Origin of the sequence: Pseudomonas sp. KnCO4 (genome assembly GCF_045344305.1) — a bacterium.
GTDB classification, from domain to species: domain Bacteria; phylum Pseudomonadota; class Gammaproteobacteria; order Pseudomonadales; family Pseudomonadaceae; genus Aquipseudomonas; species Aquipseudomonas anuradhapurensis.
On the sequence record NZ_CP174199.1, the window covers coordinates 1,017,733 to 1,035,880 of the forward strand.

The 18,148-nt window shown below is 64.0% G+C and carries 17 protein-coding genes; 9 read left to right on the plus strand and 8 right to left on the minus strand.

Annotation, left to right across the window (positions count from 1 at the left end):
• Window positions 1-17 precede the first annotated feature (17 nt).
• From murA to hisC, 4 genes are all read left to right on the plus strand, one after another.
• Window positions 18-1,283 carry a UDP-N-acetylglucosamine 1-carboxyvinyltransferase gene (murA, locus tag ACJA3S_RS04790; RefSeq protein WP_406820995.1) on the plus strand — a complete coding sequence of 422 codons (1,266 nt, stop codon included), beginning with the start codon at window positions 18-20 and terminating at the stop codon, window positions 1,281-1,283.
• A 179-nt stretch (window positions 1,284-1,462) separates the two neighbouring features.
• The gene (gene hisG / locus ACJA3S_RS04795; RefSeq protein ID WP_051096610.1) at window positions 1,463-2,098 is read left to right on the plus strand and encodes an ATP phosphoribosyltransferase; all 636 of its coding nucleotides are present in this window, start codon (window positions 1,463-1,465) and stop codon (window positions 2,096-2,098) included.
• A gap of 126 nt (window positions 2,099-2,224) precedes the next feature.
• A complete protein-coding gene (hisD, locus tag ACJA3S_RS04800; RefSeq protein ID WP_289133970.1) occupies window positions 2,225-3,550 on the plus strand; it encodes a histidinol dehydrogenase in 1,326 nt (441 codons plus the stop codon).
• 2 nt (window positions 3,551-3,552) lie between these two features.
• Window positions 3,553-4,602, plus strand: coding sequence for a histidinol-phosphate transaminase (gene hisC, locus ACJA3S_RS04805; protein ID WP_406820996.1), 1,050 nt, complete (start codon window positions 3,553-3,555; stop codon window positions 4,600-4,602).
• Window positions 4,603-4,651: 49 nt separating this feature from the next.
• Here hisC and ACJA3S_RS04810 read toward each other — a convergent pair whose 3' ends face one another.
• Window positions 4,652-5,848: an alkaline phosphatase family protein gene (locus ACJA3S_RS04810; protein ID WP_406820997.1), complete on the minus strand. Its 1,197-nt coding sequence runs from the start codon at window positions 5,846-5,848 to the stop codon at window positions 4,652-4,654.
• A 139-nt stretch (window positions 5,849-5,987) separates the two neighbouring features.
• Between ACJA3S_RS04810 and ACJA3S_RS04815 the strand changes: the two genes are divergently transcribed.
• The 3 genes from ACJA3S_RS04815 (at window position 5,988) to ACJA3S_RS04825 (ending at window position 8,516) form a co-directional block, all read left to right on the plus strand.
• Window positions 5,988-6,638, plus strand: a complete 651-nt coding sequence (locus ACJA3S_RS04815) for a FadR/GntR family transcriptional regulator (protein ID WP_170028418.1) — start codon at window positions 5,988-5,990, stop codon at window positions 6,636-6,638.
• A 13-nt stretch (window positions 6,639-6,651) separates the two neighbouring features.
• Complete coding sequence (locus tag ACJA3S_RS04820) at window positions 6,652-7,932, plus strand: CynX/NimT family MFS transporter (RefSeq protein ID WP_406820998.1); 1,281 nt, start codon at window positions 6,652-6,654, stop codon at window positions 7,930-7,932.
• A 98-nt stretch (window positions 7,933-8,030) separates the two neighbouring features.
• Window positions 8,031-8,516 (plus strand): nuclear transport factor 2 family protein, encoded by a 486-nt coding sequence (locus ACJA3S_RS04825; RefSeq protein ID WP_406820999.1) that lies wholly within the window; start codon window positions 8,031-8,033, stop codon window positions 8,514-8,516.
• Here the strand turns inward: ACJA3S_RS04825 and ACJA3S_RS04830 are convergent.
• Window positions 8,495-9,271, minus strand: coding sequence for a hypothetical protein (locus ACJA3S_RS04830; RefSeq protein WP_406821000.1), 777 nt, complete (start codon window positions 9,269-9,271; stop codon window positions 8,495-8,497). The two genes, ACJA3S_RS04825 and ACJA3S_RS04830, sit on opposite strands and share 22 nt — an antisense overlap.
• Window positions 9,272-9,422: 151 nt before the next feature.
• Here ACJA3S_RS04830 and ACJA3S_RS04835 point away from each other — a divergent pair, with 151 nt between their 5' ends.
• Complete coding sequence (locus tag ACJA3S_RS04835) at window positions 9,423-9,716, plus strand: GIY-YIG nuclease family protein (protein WP_406821001.1); 294 nt, start codon at window positions 9,423-9,425, stop codon at window positions 9,714-9,716.
• 183 nt (window positions 9,717-9,899) lie between these two features.
• Here the strand turns inward: ACJA3S_RS04835 and yejK are convergent, their stop codons facing one another.
• Window positions 9,900-10,907 (minus strand): nucleoid-associated protein YejK, encoded by a 1,008-nt coding sequence (gene yejK / locus ACJA3S_RS04840; protein ID WP_186686196.1) that lies wholly within the window; start codon window positions 10,905-10,907, stop codon window positions 9,900-9,902.
• A gap of 371 nt (window positions 10,908-11,278) precedes the next feature.
• Between yejK and ACJA3S_RS04845 the strand changes: the two genes are divergently transcribed.
• Window positions 11,279-11,560: an HU family DNA-binding protein gene (locus tag ACJA3S_RS04845; protein WP_112250800.1), complete on the plus strand. Its 282-nt coding sequence runs from the start codon at window positions 11,279-11,281 to the stop codon at window positions 11,558-11,560.
• Window positions 11,561-11,610: 50 nt separating this feature from the next.
• Here ACJA3S_RS04845 and rlmF read toward each other — a convergent pair whose 3' ends face one another.
• The 5 genes from rlmF to ACJA3S_RS04870 all read right to left on the minus strand — a co-directional run bounded on the left by rlmF (window position 11,611) and on the right by ACJA3S_RS04870 (window position 18,142).
• Complete coding sequence (gene rlmF, locus ACJA3S_RS04850) at window positions 11,611-12,564, minus strand: 23S rRNA (adenine(1618)-N(6))-methyltransferase RlmF (RefSeq protein WP_406821002.1); 954 nt, start codon at window positions 12,562-12,564, stop codon at window positions 11,611-11,613.
• A gap of 179 nt (window positions 12,565-12,743) precedes the next feature.
• On the minus strand, window positions 12,744-15,590 hold the full coding sequence (locus tag ACJA3S_RS04855) for a valine--tRNA ligase (protein WP_170028424.1): 2,847 nt from the start codon (window positions 15,588-15,590) through the stop codon (window positions 12,744-12,746).
• Window positions 15,591-15,799: 209 nt separating this feature from the next.
• Complete coding sequence (locus ACJA3S_RS04860; protein ID WP_406821003.1) at window positions 15,800-16,165, minus strand: DNA polymerase III subunit chi; 366 nt, start codon at window positions 16,163-16,165, stop codon at window positions 15,800-15,802.
• A 5-nt stretch (window positions 16,166-16,170) separates the two neighbouring features.
• Window positions 16,171-16,599: a DNA polymerase III subunit chi gene (locus tag ACJA3S_RS04865; protein WP_406821004.1), complete on the minus strand. Its 429-nt coding sequence runs from the start codon at window positions 16,597-16,599 to the stop codon at window positions 16,171-16,173.
• Between the two features lie 49 nt (window positions 16,600-16,648).
• Entirely contained in the window at window positions 16,649-18,142 is a 1,494-nt protein-coding gene (locus tag ACJA3S_RS04870; protein ID WP_406821005.1) for a leucyl aminopeptidase, read from the minus strand.
• Window positions 18,143-18,148 lie beyond the last annotated feature (6 nt).

Here is an 18,148-nt window from a genome sequence, read left to right on the forward strand (position 1 = left end):
GTGGCGGCGAGATTCCAATGGACAAACTGATTATTACTGGCGGCGCTCGCCTTGATGGCGAGATCCGCATTTCGGGCGCGAAGAACGCAGCCCTGCCGATCCTGGCGGCGACCCTGTTGGCCGACGGCCCGGTCACCGTAGGCAACCTGCCGCACCTGCACGACATCACCACCATGATCGAGCTGTTCGGGCGCATGGGCATCGAGCCTGTGATCGACGAAAAGCTGGCGGTGGAGATCGACCCGCGCACCATCAAGACCCTGGTCGCGCCGTACGAGCTGGTGAAGACCATGCGCGCCTCGATCCTGGTCCTGGGCCCGATGGTCGCCCGCTTCGGCGAGGCCGAAGTGGCCCTGCCTGGCGGTTGCGCCATTGGCTCGCGTCCGGTCGACCTGCACATCCGTGGCCTCGAAGCCATGGGCGCGAAGATCGAAGTCGAGGGCGGCTACATCAAGGCCAAGGCGCCTGAAGGTGGCCTGCGCGGTGCGCACTTCTTCTTCGACACCGTCAGCGTGACCGGTACCGAGAACATCATGATGGCCGCAGCCCTGGCCAAGGGCCGCAGTGTGCTGCAGAACGCCGCGCGCGAGCCGGAAGTGGTCGACCTGGCCAACTTCATCAACGCCATGGGCGGCAAGATCCAGGGCGCGGGTACCGACACCATCGTCATCGATGGCGTCGAGCGCCTGGCCTCGGCCAACTACCGCGTGATGCCAGACCGTATCGAGACCGGTACCTACCTGGTTGCCGCTGCCGTGACCGGTGGCCGCGTCAAGGTCAAGGACACCGACCCGACCATCCTTGAAGCTGTTTTGGAAAAACTCAAGGAAGCCGGCGCCGACATCAACACCGGCGCAGACTGGATCGAGCTGGACATGCACGGCAAGCGGCCGAAAGCCGTCAACCTGCGTACCGCCCCGTACCCGGCATTCCCGACCGACATGCAGGCGCAGTTCATCTCGCTCAACGCCATTGCCGAAGGCACCGGTGCCGTGATCGAGACGATCTTCGAAAACCGCTTCATGCACGTCTACGAAATGCACCGCATGGGCGCGCAGATCCAGGTCGAAGGCAACACCGCAATCGTCACCGGCGTGAATACGCTCAAGGGCGCCCCGGTGATGGCCACCGACCTGCGTGCGTCGGCCAGCCTGGTGCTGTCGGCACTGGTTGCCGAAGGCGATACCCTGATCGATCGCATCTACCACATCGACCGTGGTTACGAGTGCATCGAAGAGAAACTGCAGATGCTGGGCGCGAAAATCCGTCGCGTACCGGGCTAGTTATCTGCCTGGCACATCCTGTGGGAGCGGGCATGCCCGCGAAGAAGCTTCCGCGGTGCATGGCACCGGCTATGCCGGTGTTCGCGGGCTAGCCCGCTCCCACAGGGTGAGCCTGATGAATTGAATGCGGTCGGGCCCGTGGCCCGGCCGGCAGTAGCCGCTTGAGGACCGACGTTCCAATGTTGACCATCGCGCTTTCCAAAGGCCGTATTCTCGACGATACCCTGCCGCTGCTGGCGGAAGCCGGTATCGTGCCGACCGAGAACCCGGACAAGAGCCGCAAACTGATCATCCCCACCACGCAGGACGATGTGCGCCTGCTGATCGTGCGTGCCACCGACGTGCCGACCTATGTCGAGCATGGTGCCGCCGACCTGGGTGTGGCCGGCAAGGACGTGCTGATGGAGTATGGCGGCCAGGGCCTGTACGAGCCCCTGGACCTGCAGATTGCCCGTTGCAAGCTGATGACTGCCGGCGTGGTCGGTGCAGCCGAGCCCAAGGGCCGTCTGCGCGTGGCTACCAAGTTCGTCAACGTAGCCAAGCGCTATTACGCCGAACAGGGCCGTCAGGTCGACATCATCAAGCTGTACGGCTCGATGGAGCTGGCACCGCTGATCAACCTCGCCGACAAGATCATCGACGTGGTCGACACCGGCAATACCCTGCGTGCCAACGGCCTGGAGCCCCAGGAACTGATCGCCACGATCAGCTCGCGCCTGGTGGTCAACAAGGCCTCCATGAAAATGCAGCACGCCCGTATCCAGAGCCTGATCGACACGCTGCGCCAAGCAGTCGAGTCGCGACACCGCGGTTGACTCCTGCGCGCGACCTTCGCTGTCGCGCCCGTCTATCCGCGTCATAGCCTTTTTTCTCGGGTGCCCGCGCGGATCGACTGGTAGCCTAGGGCGCCTGAGCATTCGCCAATAATCGAGGCCCTCGCCATGACCGTGTCCACTGCAATTGCCCGTCTCAACGCTGCTGATCCGGATTTCGCCCGACATCTGGATCATCTGCTGAGCTGGGAAAGTGTGTCCGATGACGCGGTCAACCAACGCGTGCTCGACATCATCAAGGCTGTGCGCGAGCGCGGCGATGCGGCGCTGGTGGAGTTCACCCAGCGTTTCGATGGTGTTGATGCCAAGTCGATCGACGACCTGATCCTCAAGCGCGACCGCCTGGAACTGGCCCTGACCCGCATTACCCCAGCCCAGCGCGAAGCCCTGGAAAAAGCCGCCAACCGTGTGCGCCTGTACCACGAGCGGCAGAAGCAGGACTCCTGGCAGTACACCGAAGCCGACGGCACCGTGCTCGGCCAGAAGGTCACCCCGCTGGACCGCGCCGGCCTGTATGTACCGGGCGGCAAGGCGTCGTACCCGTCGTCGGTGCTGATGAATGCCATCCCGGCCAAGGTTGCCGGCGTGGCCGAAGTGGTCATGGTGGTGCCGACCCCGCGTGGCGAGGTCAACGAGCTGGTGCTGGCGGCGGCCTGCATCGCCGGTGTCGACCGGGTGTTCACCGTCGGCGGCGCCCAGGCCGTTGCCGCGCTGGCCTACGGTACCGAGAGCGTGCCGCAGGTGGACAAGATCGTCGGCCCGGGCAACATCTACGTCGCCACGGCCAAGCGCCACGTGTTCGGCCAGGTCGGCATCGACATGATCGCCGGCCCGTCGGAAATCCTCGTGGTGTGTGACGGCCAGACCGACCCGGACTGGATCGCCATGGACCTGTTCTCCCAGGCCGAGCACGACGAAGACGCCCAGGCGATCCTGGTCAGCCCGGACGCCGCTTTCCTTGACCGCGTTGCCGCCAGCATCGACAAGTTGCTGCCGACCATGGAACGTGCCGCGATCATCGAGAAATCGATCAATGGCCGTGGCGCGTTGATCCAGGTGCGTGACATGCAGCAGGCCATTGAAGTGGCCAACCGTATCGCTCCGGAGCACCTCGAACTGTCGGTCGCCGACCCACAGGCCTGGCTGCCGCACATCCGCCACGCGGGCGCGATCTTCATGGGTCGCCACACCAGCGAAGCGCTCGGCGACTACTGCGCCGGCCCCAACCACGTGCTGCCCACTTCCGGTACCGCGCGGTTTTCCTCGCCGCTGGGGGTGTATGACTTCCAGAAGCGTTCGTCGATCATCTTCTGCTCCGAACAGGGCGCGTCCGAACTGGGCCATACCGCTTCGGTCCTGGCCCGTGGCGAGTCGCTGACCGCCCACGCCCGCAGCGCTGAATACCGTATCCTGACCCAACAGAAGGGGAACTGAGCATGAGTCGATTCTGGAGCCCCTTCGTCAAGGACCTGGTGCCTTACGTGCCGGGCGAGCAACCCAAGCTGGCCCGCCTGGTCAAGCTGAACACCAACGAGAACCCCTATGGCCCATCGCCGAAGGCGCTGGAGGCCATGCGTGGCGAGCTGAACGACAACCTGCGGCTGTACCCGGACCCGAACAGCGACCGCCTGAAGCAGGCGGTGGCCGAGTATTACGGCGTGACCCCGGCGCAGGTGTTCGTCGGCAACGGCTCCGACGAGGTGCTGGCACACATCTTCCACGGCCTGTTCCAGCACGCTCGCGGCCCGTTGCTGTTCCCCGACGTCAGCTACAGCTTCTACCCGGTGTACTGCGGCTTGTATGGCATTGCGTTCGAGCAGGTGGCGCTGGATGAGCAGTTCCAGATCCGCATTGCTGACTACGACAAACCCAACGCCGGGATCATTTTCCCCAACCCTAACGCGCCGACCGGCTGCCTGCTGCCGTTGCAGGCGATCGAGCAGTTGCTGCAGGCCAACCGCGACTCGGTGGTGGTGGTGGACGAAGCCTACATCGACTTCGGCGGTGAGACAGCCATCAGCCTGGTGGATCGCTACGACAACCTGCTGGTGACCCAGACCCTGTCGAAGTCCCGCTCGCTCGCCGGTTTGCGTGTGGGCCTGGCAGTCGGCCACCCGGACCTCATCGAGGCGCTGGAGCGGATCAAGAACAGCTTCAACTCCTACCCGCTTGACCGCATGGCGATCGTGGGCGCCGCGGCTGCCTTCGAGGACAAGGCCTACTTCCAGGCCACCTGCCGCAAGGTGATCGACAGCCGTGAAGCGTTGGTCGAGCAGCTGGTCGGCAAGGGCTTCGAGGTGTTGCCATCGGCGGCCAACTTCATCTTCGCCCGCCACCCCCAGCAGGATGCTGCGCAGCTGTCGGCGCGCCTGCGTGAGCAGGGCGTGATCGTGCGTCACTTCAAGCAGGAGCGCATTGCCCAGTTCCTGCGTATCACCATTGGCACGCCGGAGATGAACCAGGCGCTGCTCGATGCCTTGAACTGAGCCGGGCACTGCAGGAGCGGGGACATCCGCTCCTGCAGTGCCGGCCCGCTCAGTACCTGATTTCCTCGATATTCAATTGCGTGCTGGCTGGCCGGGTACGCACTGCGACCGGCGTGCCATCGAGTTCGAGTACGTAGTCGTTGGCCTGGCGCATGCCTTCGGGATCGGTCCACTGCTGCAGGTAAGCCTGTGCATTGGCGACGACCTGGCCATTTTTGTGAATGATCACGGTCCCTGGCGAGTCGCTGTTCCACAACAATTTGCCTTCGGCTTCGATGGCCCTTGCCTTGCGTACGCCAGTAGCGCCCAGCAGCGGCGTACCGTCGAGCAGCCATTGCGGCAGCAGGTCGAGCCCCATGTGCCTGAGCACGGTCGGGGCCACCGATGTCTGCGCTGCGTAGCCATACAAGTTGTTGGGGCCCGGGTTGTCTTCGGGGATGCTGGGTTGGTTCAGCTCTTCATTCAACGGCTTGTTGCTGGCAATGAACACCGTCTTTTCCTGCTCGGTCACGCCGCCATGGCCAGTGCCCCAGTAATCCCGACCGTGGTCGGTGCAGACTATCACCAGCCAATCCTCCTGCGGGTGCTGGGTGATTCGCTGTTCCACCTTGTCCAGCAGGCGCCCCAGGCGCGCGTCAGCTTCGCGCAGGGCTGCCTGGTAGGCCGGCCCGAAGCCACTGGCGTGGCCGACCTGATCGGGTTCGTCGAGTTGGATGAAGGTGAAGTCGGCAGAGGTTGCGCCAAGTATTTCCAGGGTTTGCGCGATGACCTCGTCATCACTCAGGCCGTCCTTGTTCAGGCTGTTGCCCTGCGCGTCCACCAGCAGATAGGCGGTGTTGATTGGCGACCAGTTGACGATGCTGGCAATGTGGGCACTCGGCAAAGCATCCCGTAGGCGCTTGAACAGGCTGGGGAACTCGGGAGCGATCCGCAACGCTTCGGAATTGGAAACCACCTTGTGTTTGTTGGCCCATACACCTGACAACAGGGTGATCCACCCCGGGCCACTGACCGTGGCCTGCTCGCTGGCCCGCCCGGTTATGCCGCCGGCATAGGCTTTGCCATAGAACAGGCGCTTGTGCAGGTTGGTATCGGCGCCCAGCTGTTCGTAGTGCTGAAGCTGGACGCCGTCCATGCCGATGATCAGCGTCTTCGGTTGCGTTTGCAGCGGTTTGACGTCGCAGCCATTGACCAGCAGCGCAGCCAGCAGCAGGGCGGTCCAGCGTAGGGTTCTACTGATCGACATAAGCCATGCCTCGATGAGGTGGGGCTCAAGCGTTGCAACAACCTCGCGTGCCGGCAACTGGTAGAACTGCCAGTTGAATTGCCGTGCGCAAGGGTATCCATTAAGCTCCACAAATTCGTCGGATGATTGGTTGAGTGAAATGAGCAGCGAACTGACCAGGCGCTCACTGGTCGAACTTGCCGTCGAACGCATGCGCGAACGCATCCTCCAGGGCGACTGGCAAATCGGCCAACGTCTGCCCACCGAACCGGTGCTGGCCGTAGAGCTGGGCATCAGCCGTAATACCGTGCGTGAGGCCATGCGGGTGCTGGCCTTCAGTGGCCTGGTGGAAATTCGCCAGGGCGATGGCAGTTACCTGCGCACCGCCCAGGATCCGCTGCAGGCGGTGCAGGCGATGTCACGCTGCTCACCTGAACATGCCCGTGAAACCCGGCACATTCTGGAAGCCGAAGCTATCGGCCTGGCCGCGCTGCGGCGTACCGATGCCGACCTGCAGGCGTTGCGTGATGCCCTGGCGGTCAGTGCCGGGCATTTTCATGGCGATGTTGCAGCCTACGTGGCCTGCGACCTGGTGTTTCACCAACGGCTGGTGGATGCCGCCCACAACCCGGCACTCAGCGAGTTGTACCGCTACTTTTCCGGGGTGGTGGCTGCCGCGCTGCAGCACAACATGACCACCGTTCCGCGCTGCCAGGCCACGTTCGACCTGCACGGGCAGATTCTCGAGGCCATCGAGCAACGCGACGCGGAGCGGGCCAAACGCCTAAGCCGTACCCTTATCGAATCCTGACTCGAGAACGCCCATGGCTGAATCCATCACCCGTAATACCCCGCCACCTGAGCGGGATCTCGATGAGCTGCTGATCGATGCCGAGGCTGACGACGAGCAGGTCCAGCAGCAGCCCGTGCTGCTGCGGCGGCCGTGGCTGCTGTTGCTCGGCCTGGTGCTGGTGGCGCTGAACCTGCGCCCAGCGTTGTCGAGCATGGCGCCGGTGCTTGGCCAGGTGTCCGCCGGCCTGGGGCTGAACGCCTCGCTGGCTGGGCTGCTGACCACCTTGCCAGTGTTGTGCCTGGGTTTGTTCGCCCCGTTGGCGCCAGTGCTGGCGCGTCGTTTCGGCAGTGAGCGGGTGATCCTCGGCATCCTCGCCAGCCTGGCACTGGGCACCGTGCTGCGCAGTAGCTTCGGTGCTATCGGCGTGTTCCTCGGCAGCCTGATGGCCGGGGCCAGTATCGGCATCATCGGCGTGCTGTTGCCGGGTATCGTCAAGCGCGACTTCCCGCAGCACGCCGGCACGCTGACCGGCGTGTACACCATGGCGCTATGCCTGGGTGCGGCCATGGCAGCGGGGGCGACCGTCCCTCTGGCACAGCACTTCGACGGCAGCTGGGCGTTGGGGCTGGGCTTCTGGGCGCTACCGGCACTGCTGGCCATGCTGGTCTGGCTGCCCCAGGCCCGCCAGGGGCATGGCTTGCACAAGGTGGCCTATCGTGTGCGTGGGCTGTGGCGTGATCCCTTGGCCTGGCAGGTGACCTTGTACATGGGCCTGCAATCGTCGCTGGCCTACATCGTGTTCGGTTGGTTGCCGTCAATCCTGATCGGTCGCGGCCTGAGCCCGACCGAGGCGGGGTTGGTGCTGTCGGGGTCGGTGATCGTGCAGTTGGTCAGTTCGCTCAGTGCGCCGTGGTTGGCCACGCGCGGCAAGGACCAGCGGCTGGCGATCGTGCTGGTCATGCTGACCACCCTGGGCGGCTTGTTCGGTTGCCTGTATGCGCCGCTTGCCGGGCTGTGGGGCTGGGCGGTACTGCTGGGCCTGGGGCAGGGCGGTACCTTCGCCCTGGCGCTGACCTTGATCGTGCTGCGTTCGAAAGATGCCCATGTCGCGGCCAACCTGTCGAGCATGGCCCAAGGCGTGGGCTACACCTTGGCGTCGATGGGGCCGTTTGCGGTGGGCCTGGTGCATGACCTGAGCGGGGGCTGGGCCGCCGTGGGCTGGATTTTTGCCGTGTTGGGGGTTGGTGCCATCGTGTTCGGGCTGGGGGCTGGGCGGGCATTGCATGTGCAGGTGAGCAGCGAGAAGGTTTGAGGGTGAACCTTGCCAGCACTGGCCTCTTTGCGGGTACTGGTATAAGCCTGTGAGGCAGATTATCGTGCTGCTTTCCACCCCAGGACGGACCAGCCCTCATGAGCGACGCCAACCGCGAACTCATCACCCGCTTCTACCAGGCCTTCCAGCGCCTTGACGCCGAGGCCATGGTGGCCTGCTACAGCGACGATATCGTCTTCAGCGACCCGGTATTCGGTACCTTGCGCGGCAAGGACGTGGGCGACATGTGGCGCATGCTCACCACCCGGGCGAAGGATTTCACCCTGACGTTCGACGGCGTACGCGCCGATGAGCGCAGCGGTGGCGCACACTGGGTCGCCACCTACCTGTTCAGCCAGACTGGCCGCACCGTGGTCAACGATATCCAGGCGCGTTTCGTGATCCGCGATGGGCTGATCTGCCAGCATGACGACACCTTCGACCTGTGGCGCTGGTCGCGGCAGGCGCTGGGTGTTCCAGGGCTGCTGCTTGGCTGGTCGCCGCTGCTGCAGAACAAGGTACGCCAGCAAGCGTTCAACGGCTTGCGGGCGTATCAGCATGCTCAGGGCAGCGCCACGGCCTGATCACTGTCGTGGTAGCTGAAGGTGGCACGCCCGTTGGCCGTGTCCGGTAGCCGAATACGAATCACCGGGATGAAACTGCCATACGTCTGGTGCCAGTCCTTTTGGTCGGCCTGAGCCTGCTGCAGCGCACCATACTCGCCCTCGATGTGGAAAAACGACTGGATCGGCAGGCGATTGGCGCTCGCCTCGTCCCAGGCGCCAATCACCACTTCGTTCCAGGGAAACGGCAGCTCACGGGCGAACAGTTGTTTGGCGCGCAGGCTTTGATGGAAGGCCTCGGCCCGTTCCGGCACCCGCGCGCGACGGATGTCGAAGGCGCATTGGCGTTTATAATCCTCGCTCTGCCTGAAGCGCGCCATCCATTGCTCGGCAGTGAACACCCCCTGTTCGTGGCAGGCTGCCTCGGTTTCGGCCGTTTGCCGGTTATCGCCGCAGCCGCGATTATCGCGTTCCCAGGTGTCGCCGTCGGTGGGCCAGGCGCACAGCATCTCGTAGCGTAGCGAGCCTTGCGGGCGTTGCAGCATCGGGTACAGGGTGAAGCCACTGCGGCCATCGGCAGCCAGTCGGGTGGTGGGGATATCGCTGCGCAGGTAGGAGAACGATACGCCGCCCTTGTCCTTGCTGTTCTGGCTATGATGCCAGGTGTGGTAATGCGGTGACGGCTTGGTCGAGCGAAGCAGCACGCCCGAGCAGGCGTGGGCAGGTACGGCTCTGCCCTCGCACTGGGCAGGGGTGGCGTCGTAGTTGTCTTGCATCTGTCTGGCGGTTTCCTCGCCAGTCGATGCCTGTGTGGCGAATGCAACCACAAGCAGTGCTGCACCCAAGCCGATGTGGGGAAGCGAATCAAGCATGATGAAGCCCTCGATGAGTGGGCCCACCAAACTAATGATGAAAAGAGCAGGCGTCGTGAGTGAACAAGTGCCGGATCAGGCAACGAAACCCTGGTATGTCTACCTGGTACGGGCTGCCAATGGTTCGTTGTATTGCGGCATCAGCGATGATCCGCAGCGGCGCTTTCTGGCTCACCAGAAAGGGCAGGGTGCACGTTATTTCAAGACCAGCCCGGCCCAGGCGCTGGTGTATATGGAGCGATGGCCGGACAAGGGCGAGGCGTTGCGCCAGGAACGGCTGGTGAAGCGCCTGCGCAAATCGGCCAAGGAGGCGTTGGTGGCCGGCTATGACAGCGCTTCCTCGCCCTAGGCTCTGTACGAAAAGCCTTGATACTTGTTCATGCTGCGTTGAAAACAGCCTCGGAATGCTCATGTACTCCAGTGCACTCCGCTTCCTCGGCTGTTTTCGCCTCGCCTGACCTGCGTCTCAAGACTTTTCGTACAGAGCCTAGGGTCGCTTCGCGATGGGGCTGCGCAGCAGCCCCTCGGGCCATCAGTCCTTGCGCCGCTTCAGCTGGTCCACCAGGGTGGTCGGCAGCCCCTTGATGATCAAGGTCCCGGCCGCTTCGTCATATTCCACCCTGTCCCCCAGCAGATGCGCTTCGAAGCTGATCGACAGCCCCTCGGCACGCCCGGTGAAGCGACGGAACTGGTTGAGGGTGCGTTTGTCTGCGGGGATTTCCGGTGACAGGCCGTAATCCTTGTTACGGATGTGGTCGTAGAACGCCTTCGGTCGGTCCTCGTCGATCAGGCTGGACAGCTCTTCCAGGGTCACTGGCTCGCCCAGCTTGGTCTGGGTGGTGGCGTAGTCCACCAGGGTCTGGGTTTTTTCGCGGGCGGACTCCTCCGGCAGGTCTTCGCTCTCGACGAAGTCGCTGAAGGCCTTGAGCAGGGTGCGGGTTTCGCCCGGGCCGTCGACCCCTTCCTGGCAGCCGATGAAATCGCGGAAGTAGTCGGAAACCTTCTTGCCGTTCTTGCCCTTGATGAACGAGATGTACTGCTTGGAGTTCTGGTTGTTCTTCCATTCCGACAGGTTGATGCGCGCCGCCAGGTGCAACTGCCCGAGGTCAAGGTGGCGCGAAGGCGTCACATCGAGTTCGGCGTTCACCGCCACGCCTTCGCTATGGTGCAGCAGGGCGATCGCCAGGTACTCGGTCATGCCTTGCTGGTAATGGGCAAACAGGATGTGGCCGCCGGTGGACAGGTTGGACTCTTCCATCAGCTTCTGCAGGTGCTCCACGGCTACGCGGCTGAAGGCGGTGAAATCCTTTTCCTGGTCCAGGTACTGCTTCAGCCAGCCGCTCAGCGGGTAGGCGCCGGACTCACCGTGAAAGAACCCCCAGGCCTTGCCTTGCTTGGCGTTGTAGCTGTCATTGAGGTCGGCCAGCAGGTTTTCGATGGCATCGGAGGCGGCCAGTTCGGAATCGCGGGCATGCAGCACGGCGGGGCTGCCATCGGGCTTTTTGTCGATCAGGTGAACGATGCAATGACGGATTGGCATGGAATTCTCGGCGGGCTGCAAAAGGTGCCAAGTTTACCCCAGACGCCAGGTGATGCAGTGGCCGGATGTTGGCAGAAATGCCGGTTGTTCGTTTTTTGTGCAAATTCGTGCGTCCCAGGCTAAAACCCCCGAAAAACCTGCATTTAATCGAAGTGCGCAGCGGATATTTATCCGTTCCTGTGGTAGCTTTGCGCGGTCTTGCGCCCAGCACGTGGCGCATTGCTGGCAACGTGCTGCCGGCGTGTCGAACCAAACGTCGATTTGCGTATCTACATACGCGATTGGCGCGGCCCTCCACTTTCAGGGGCTGGCCCGATAACGTCGTTAGCCCGCTGCATAACCATCGAATTTGATAGGGAAGGAACACCACCATGGCATTGACCAAAGACCAACTGATTGCCGACATCGCCGAATCGATCGCCGCGCCAAAAGCCACCGCCAAGAACGCTCTGGAGCAACTGGGCCAGATCGTTGCCGACCAGCTGGAAAACGGCGCTGAAATCACTCTGCCAGGCATCGGCAAGCTGAAAGTCACCGAGCGTCCTGCCCGTACCGGCCGCAACCCTTCGACTGGCGCTGCCATCGAAATCGCTGCCAAGAAAGTCGTCAAGTTCGTTCCAGCCAAAGTGCTGACCGACGCCATCAACAAGTAATTGTTGACGCTTTGACGAAACCGCGCCCGGCTTGCCCGGGCGCGGTTTTTTCATGCCTGTTGTCTACGCCGGGCGTGCCAGGCCTGGCGCGCTGCCTCGTCGAGGAAGCTCCAGGCGACCATGCGGCTCTGTTTCTGCCCCTGGCCCATTTCGGCGACGCGCACGGCCTTGGCGCCGGCCTTCTTCAGCGCGGCCTCGATCCCCGGCAGGTTGCTGGCCTTGGACACCAGGCTGGTGAACCACAGCACCCGTTCTGCGTACTGCACGCTTTCGCCAACCAGCTGGGTGACGAAACGGATCTCGCCGCCCTCGCACCACAGTTCATTGTTCTGGCCACCGAAGTTCAGCACCGGCAACTTGCGCTTGGGGTCCTGCTTGCCGAGGTTCTTCCACTTGCGCTGGCTGCCGCGGGTGGCTTCGTCGCGCGAGGCGTGGAAGGGCGGGTTGCACAGGGTCAGGTCAAAGTGTTCGTCCTCCTGCAGCAGGCCGCCGAGGATGTGGGCACGGTTGGCCTGCTGGCGCAGGGTGATGGCCTTGTCCAGGCGGTTGGCCTGGACGATGGCCTTGGCCGAGGCCAGGGCCACCGGGTCGATGTCCGAACCGAGGAAGCGCCAGCGGTAGTCGCTGTGGCCGAGCAGCGGGTAGATGCAGTTGGCGCCGACGCCGATGTCCAGTACGCGAACCTGCGCGCCCTTGGGGATCTCGCCGGCATTGTCGTCGGCCAACAGGTCGGCAGCCACATGGAGGTAGTCGGCGCGACCGGGGATCGGCGGGCACAGGTAGTCGGCCGGGATGTCCCAGTGCTGGATGCCGTATTGGGCCTTGAGCAGGGCGCGGTTGAATACCCGTACGGCTTCGGGGTTGGCGAAGTCGATGCTGGGCTTGCCGTGAGGGTTGGTGATGGTGAAGCGCGCCAGCTCGGGGAGGGCCTTGATCAGGCTGGGGAAGTCGTAGCGGCCCTGGTGGCGGTTGCGCGGGTGCAGGGTGGGTTTGTTCGGGGTCATGGCAGTGTCCAGCCCTATACGAGCGGTGGCTGATAGAGCCTGGGGCTGCTATGCAGCCCTTTCGCGACACAAGGCCGCTCCTGCAGGATAGCGGCGCCCTTCAAACCGGCGCCGTCCCTGCAGGAGCGGCCTTGTGTCGCGAAAGGGCCGCACAGCGGCCCCAGCTGTTTCTCTGGTGATTAAAGCGCCGCAATCCGCGCGTGCTGCTCGGTGAAGTTGGCCAGGGCCTGTTCGGACTCGGCCAGCTTGGCGCGTTCCTTCTCGATCACCGCAGGTGGGGCCTTGTCGACGAAGGCAGCGTTGGACAGCTTGCCGCCCACGCGCGCCACTTCACCTTGCAGGCGCTGGATCTCCTTGTTCAGGCGCGCCAGCTCGGCATCCTTGTCGATCAGGCCGGCCATCGGCACCAGCACCTGCAGGTCACCGACCAGGGCGGTGGCCGACAGCGGGGCTTCGTCGGCATCGCTCAGCACGGTGAACGATTCGACCTTGGCCAGCTTCTTCAGCAGCGCTTCGTTTTCCTGCAGGCGACGCTGGTCGTCGGCGTTGGCGTTCTTCAGGAACAGCGGCAGCGGCTTGCCCGGGCCGATGTTCATCTCGGCGCGGATATTGCGCAGGCCAACCATCAGCTCCTTGAGCCATTCGATGTCGCCTTCGGCGGCCGGGTCGATGCGGCTTTCATTGGCCACCGGCCATGGCTGCAGCATGATGGTCTTGCCGCTGATGCCGGCCAGCGGCGCGATGCGCTGCCAGATTTCTTCAGTGATGAACGGCATGAACGGATGCGCCAGGCGCAGTGCCACTTCCAGCACGCGCACCAGGGTGCGACGGGTGCCACGGGCGCGCTCGACCGGTGCGTTCTCGTCCCATAATACCGGCTTGGACAGTTCCAGGTACCAGTCGCAGTACTGGTTCCAGATGAACTCGTACAGTGCCTGGCTGGCCAGGTCGAAGCGGAACTGCTCCAGCTGGCGGGTCACTTCGGCTTCGGTGCGTTGCAGCTGCGAGATGATCCAGCGGTCGGCCAGCGACAGTTCGACGGCCTCGCCGTTCTGGCCGCAGTCCTCGCCTTTGTCCAGCACGTAGCGGGCGGCGTTCCAGATCTTGTTGCAGAAGTTGCGGTAGCCTTCGACGCGGCCCATGTCGAACTTGATGTCGCGGCCGGTGGAGGCCAGCGAGCAGAAGGTGAAGCGCAGGGCATCGGTGCCGTAGCTGGCAATACCTTCAGGGAACTCGGCCTTGGTCTGCTTGGCGATCTTCTCGGCCAGCTTCGGCTGCATCATGCCGCTGGTGCGTTTTTCCAGCAGGGCATCGAGGGTGATGCCGTCGACGATATCCAGCGGGTCCAGCACGTTGCCTTTGGACTTGGACATCTTCTGGCCCTGGCCGTCCCGCACCAGGCCGTGCACGTACACGGTCTTGAACGGTACCTGCGGGGTGCCGTCTTCGTTCTTGATCAGGTGCATGGTCAGCATGATCATGCGCGCAACCCAGAAGAAGATGATGTCGAAGCCGGTCACCAGCACATCGGTGGAGTGGAACTTCTTGAGGAATTCGGTCTGCTCCGGCCAGCCCAGGGTGGAGAAAGTCCACAGCCCGGAACTGAACCAGGTGTCGAGCACGTCGTCGTCCTGGCGCAGGGCAACGTCGGCGCCCAGGTTGTGCTTGGCGCGCACTTCTGCCTCGTTGCGGCCGACATAGACCTGGCCGGCCTCGTCGTACCACGCCGGGATACGGTGGCCCCACCACAGCTGGCGGCTGATGCACCAGTCCTGGATGTCGCGCATCCAGGAGAAATACATGTTCTCGTACTGCTTGGGCACGAACTGGATGCGGCCGTCTTCCACGGCAGCGATGGCAGGTTCTGCCAACGGCTTGGTGGAGACGTACCACTGGTCGGTCAGCCACGGCTCGATGACGGTGCCCGAACGGTCGCCTTTCGGCACCTTCAGGGCGTGGTCGTCGATGCTCACCAGCAGGCCCTGGGCGTCCAGGTCGGCGACGATCTGCTTGCGCGCGACGAAGCGGTCGAGGTTGGCGTACTGGGCCGGCAGGCGGGTGTCGACCTGCTCGTTGACGCTGCCGTCGAGGTTGAAGGCCTGGGCGCTGGCCAGCACGAAGGCGTTCTTGTCGAAGATGTTCAGCAGCGGCAGGTTGTGGCGCTTGCCGACTTCGTAGTCGTTGAAATCGTGGGCCGGGGTGATCTTCACGCAACCGGTACCGAACTCGGGATCGCAATAGTCGTCGGCGATGATCGGGATGCGACGGCCGACCAGCGGCAGTTCGACGAACTTGCCGATCAGCGCCTGGTAGCGCTCGTCGTTCGGGTTGACCGCTACCGCGGCGTCACCCAGCAGGGTTTCCGGGCGGGTGGTGGCGACGACCAGGTAATCCTTGCCTTCGGCGGTCTTGGCGCCATCGGCCAGCGGGTAGCGCAGGTTCCACAGGTGGCCCTTCTCGTCGTGGTTTTCCACTTCGAGGTCGGAGATGGCCGTGTGCAGCTTGGTGTCCCAGTTGACCAGGCGCTTGCCGCGGTAGATCAGGCCGTCCTCGTGCAGGCGCACGAAGGCTTCCTTGACCGCTTCGGACAGGCCGTCGTCCATGGTGAAGCGCTCGCGGCTCCAGTCCACCGACGAGCCCAGGCGGCGGATCTGGCGGCTGATGTTGCCGCCGGACTGGTCCTTCCATTCCCAGACCTTTTCCAGGAACTTTTCGCGGCCCAGGTCATGGCGGTTCTGGCCCTTGGCCTCGAGCTGGCGCTCGACCAGCATCTGGGTGGCGATACCGGCGTGGTCGGTGCCGGGCTGCCACAGGGTGTCGCGGCCTTGCATGCGGCGGAAACGGATCAGGGCATCCATGATCGCGTTGTTGAAGCCGTGGCCCATGTGCAGGCTGCCGGTCACGTTCGGCGGCGGGATCATGATGGTGTAGGACTCGCCTGCACCTTGTGGGGCGAAATAATTCTCGGACTCCCAGGTGTTGTACCAGGAAGTTTCGATGGCGTGCGGCTGGTAGGTCTTATCCATGCGCGGCGGGACCCTGTGCATTTATTCGGGAAAGCCGGGAAGTATAACCAAGCTGGGGGCCGCAGGCGACAAGCTGCTGACAACTGACGGAACCGTGGCGCCTGCTTCGCGGGCACGCCCGCTGCCGCAGGTACGGTGCATGTCTCGAAGCTTGCACCGTACCTGTGGCAGCGGGCGTGCCCGCGAAGCAGGCGCCGCTGATACCCGGTTTACTCGGAACGCTTGATCAACCGCTCGATCCGCGCATCCAGCCGGCGTTTGATCTCGTTCTCGATATGCGGGGTAAAGTCGTTGATCACGTCCTGCATGATCATCTGCGCCGCCGCGCGCAGTTCGCTTTCCAGGTGCAGCAGGGTGTCCTGGCGCCGCGTCTGCGGGTCGTCCACGGCCTCGGGTTCGGCCGCTGCGGCAGCCGCTGCGGTGGTGTCGGGCGCTGCTTCCAGCAGCAAGGGGATCTGTTCGACCGTCTCGGTCAGCAGTGGCGGTTGCAGGTCGGCATCGCCAAGCAACTGGCGGATCGACTCGAGGTCATCGAGCAGATGGGCGGAATCGGGTAGCGGGGAGGGTTTGTCCATCGTCGTCAAAGTCGCTGTAAGCGGTGGTCTTGCAGAGCATAGCCCTGTTCACGGTAGAAACGGAATCGCTCACGTGCCGACTGGCGGATGCCAGGTTCTTCGACGACGATCTCGGCGATGCGCTCGAACTGGCCGGCAAAGCCCGGCACGCCGGCGCCCAGGTTGATCAGCAGGTCGCGATGGTCGCCGGCGTCGTCGGCCAGGCCCAGGGCCACGCGCGCGTCGGCGTGCAGCTCTGCCAGGTCGTGGGGCACGAAAGCTTCGCCCTTGAAGCGCCACAGGCGTTGGTCCAGCTGGTCGCGCTGCTCGGCATCCTGGCAATGCAGGTAGACCCGGTGGCCAAGGCGCCAGGCCTTTTCACACAGCTTGCAGGCGAAGTCCAGGCGCGCCGACAGCGCGTCGGTGGGCAGGATGTAGAAATCGACTTTGCTCATGGTGATATCGCCGGCCGATGGCGCACGAGGCGCCACCGGCTGCACGGCGTCAGGCGCCAGCGCGGTCCAGCAGGTACTGGGTCAGCAGCGGTACCGGGCGGCCGGTGGCGCCTTTGTCCTTGCCACCGCTGACCCAGGCCGTGCCGGCGATGTCCAGGTGCGCCCAGTCGTAGGCCTTGGCGAAGCGCGACAGGAAGCAGCCGGCGGTGATGGTGCCGGCTTTCGGCCCACCGATGTTGCCCATGTCGGCGAACGGGCTGTCCAGCTGCTCCTGGTATTCATCGAACAGCGGCAGCTGCCAGGCGCGGTCGTCGGCGCGCTTGCCGGCGTCGAGCAACTGGCCGACCAGGTCGTCATTGTTGCCCATCAGGCCGGAGGTGTGGCTGCCCAGGGCGACGATGCAGGCGCCGGTGAGGGTGGCGATGTCGATCACCGCCTGCGGCTTGAAGCGTTCGGCGTAGGTCAGGGTGTCGCACAGCACCAGGCGGCCTTCGGCGTCGGTGTTGAGGATTTCCACGGTCTGGCCGCTCATGGTGGTGACGATGTCACCCGGGCGGGTGGCGCCGCCGCTCGGCATGTTTTCGGCACAGGCCAGCAGGCACACCAGGTTGATCGGCAGTTGCAGCTCGAGCACCGCACGCAGGGTGCCGAGCACGCTGGCCGCGCCGCACATGTCGTATTTCATCTCATCCATGCCGGCACCTGGCTTGAGGCTGATGCCGCCGGTGTCGAAGGTAATGCCCTTGCCCACCAGCACGAACGGCTTCTCGGCTTTCTTGCCGCCCTGGTAGTTGAGCACGATCAGGCGTGGCGGCTGGTCGCTGCCCTGGCCGACGGCGTAGAACGCGCCCATGCCCAGGTCCTTGATCTTCTTCTCGTCCAGTACCTCGACCTTCAGCGCCTTGTGCGCCTTGCCCAGGTCCTTGGCCTGCTCGGCAAGGAAGCTTGGGTGGCACAGGTTGGGCGGCAGGTTGCCGAGGTCGCGGGTGAAGGCCATGCCGGTGGCGATGGCACTGGCGTGCTTGACCGCGCGCTCGACGTCGGCCTGGCCGGCCTTGTCGGCCAGCAGGGTGACCTTTTTCAGGGCGCGCGGCTCGGCCTTCTGGCTCTTGAAGCGGTCGAACGCGTACTCGCCATCAAGCAGGGTTTCGGCCAGCAGGCGGTATTTGCCGTAATGGGCATCGCGGTTGCTGACCGCAATGTCGTCCAGGGCCAGCACGGCATCGCTGCCGTTCAGGCCCTTGAGCACGCCGGCGACGCTGTTGACCAGTTTGCGCCAGGCGCGGTCGCCCAGGGCGTCGTCCTTGCCGCTGCCCACCAACAGCACGCGTTCGGCCTTCAGGCCGGCGACGCTCTGCAGCAGCAGGGTCTGGCCCGGCTTGCCAGCCAGGTCGCCACGCTTGAGCACGGCACTGATAGCGCCTTCGCTGGCCTGGTCGACGGCCTTGGCCACGGCGCCGAGCTTGCGGTTTTCACCTACCGGAATGACCAGGGTGGCGGTTTTTACGGATGCAGCAGCTACGCTTTTTACAACCAGTTCCATGTCAGG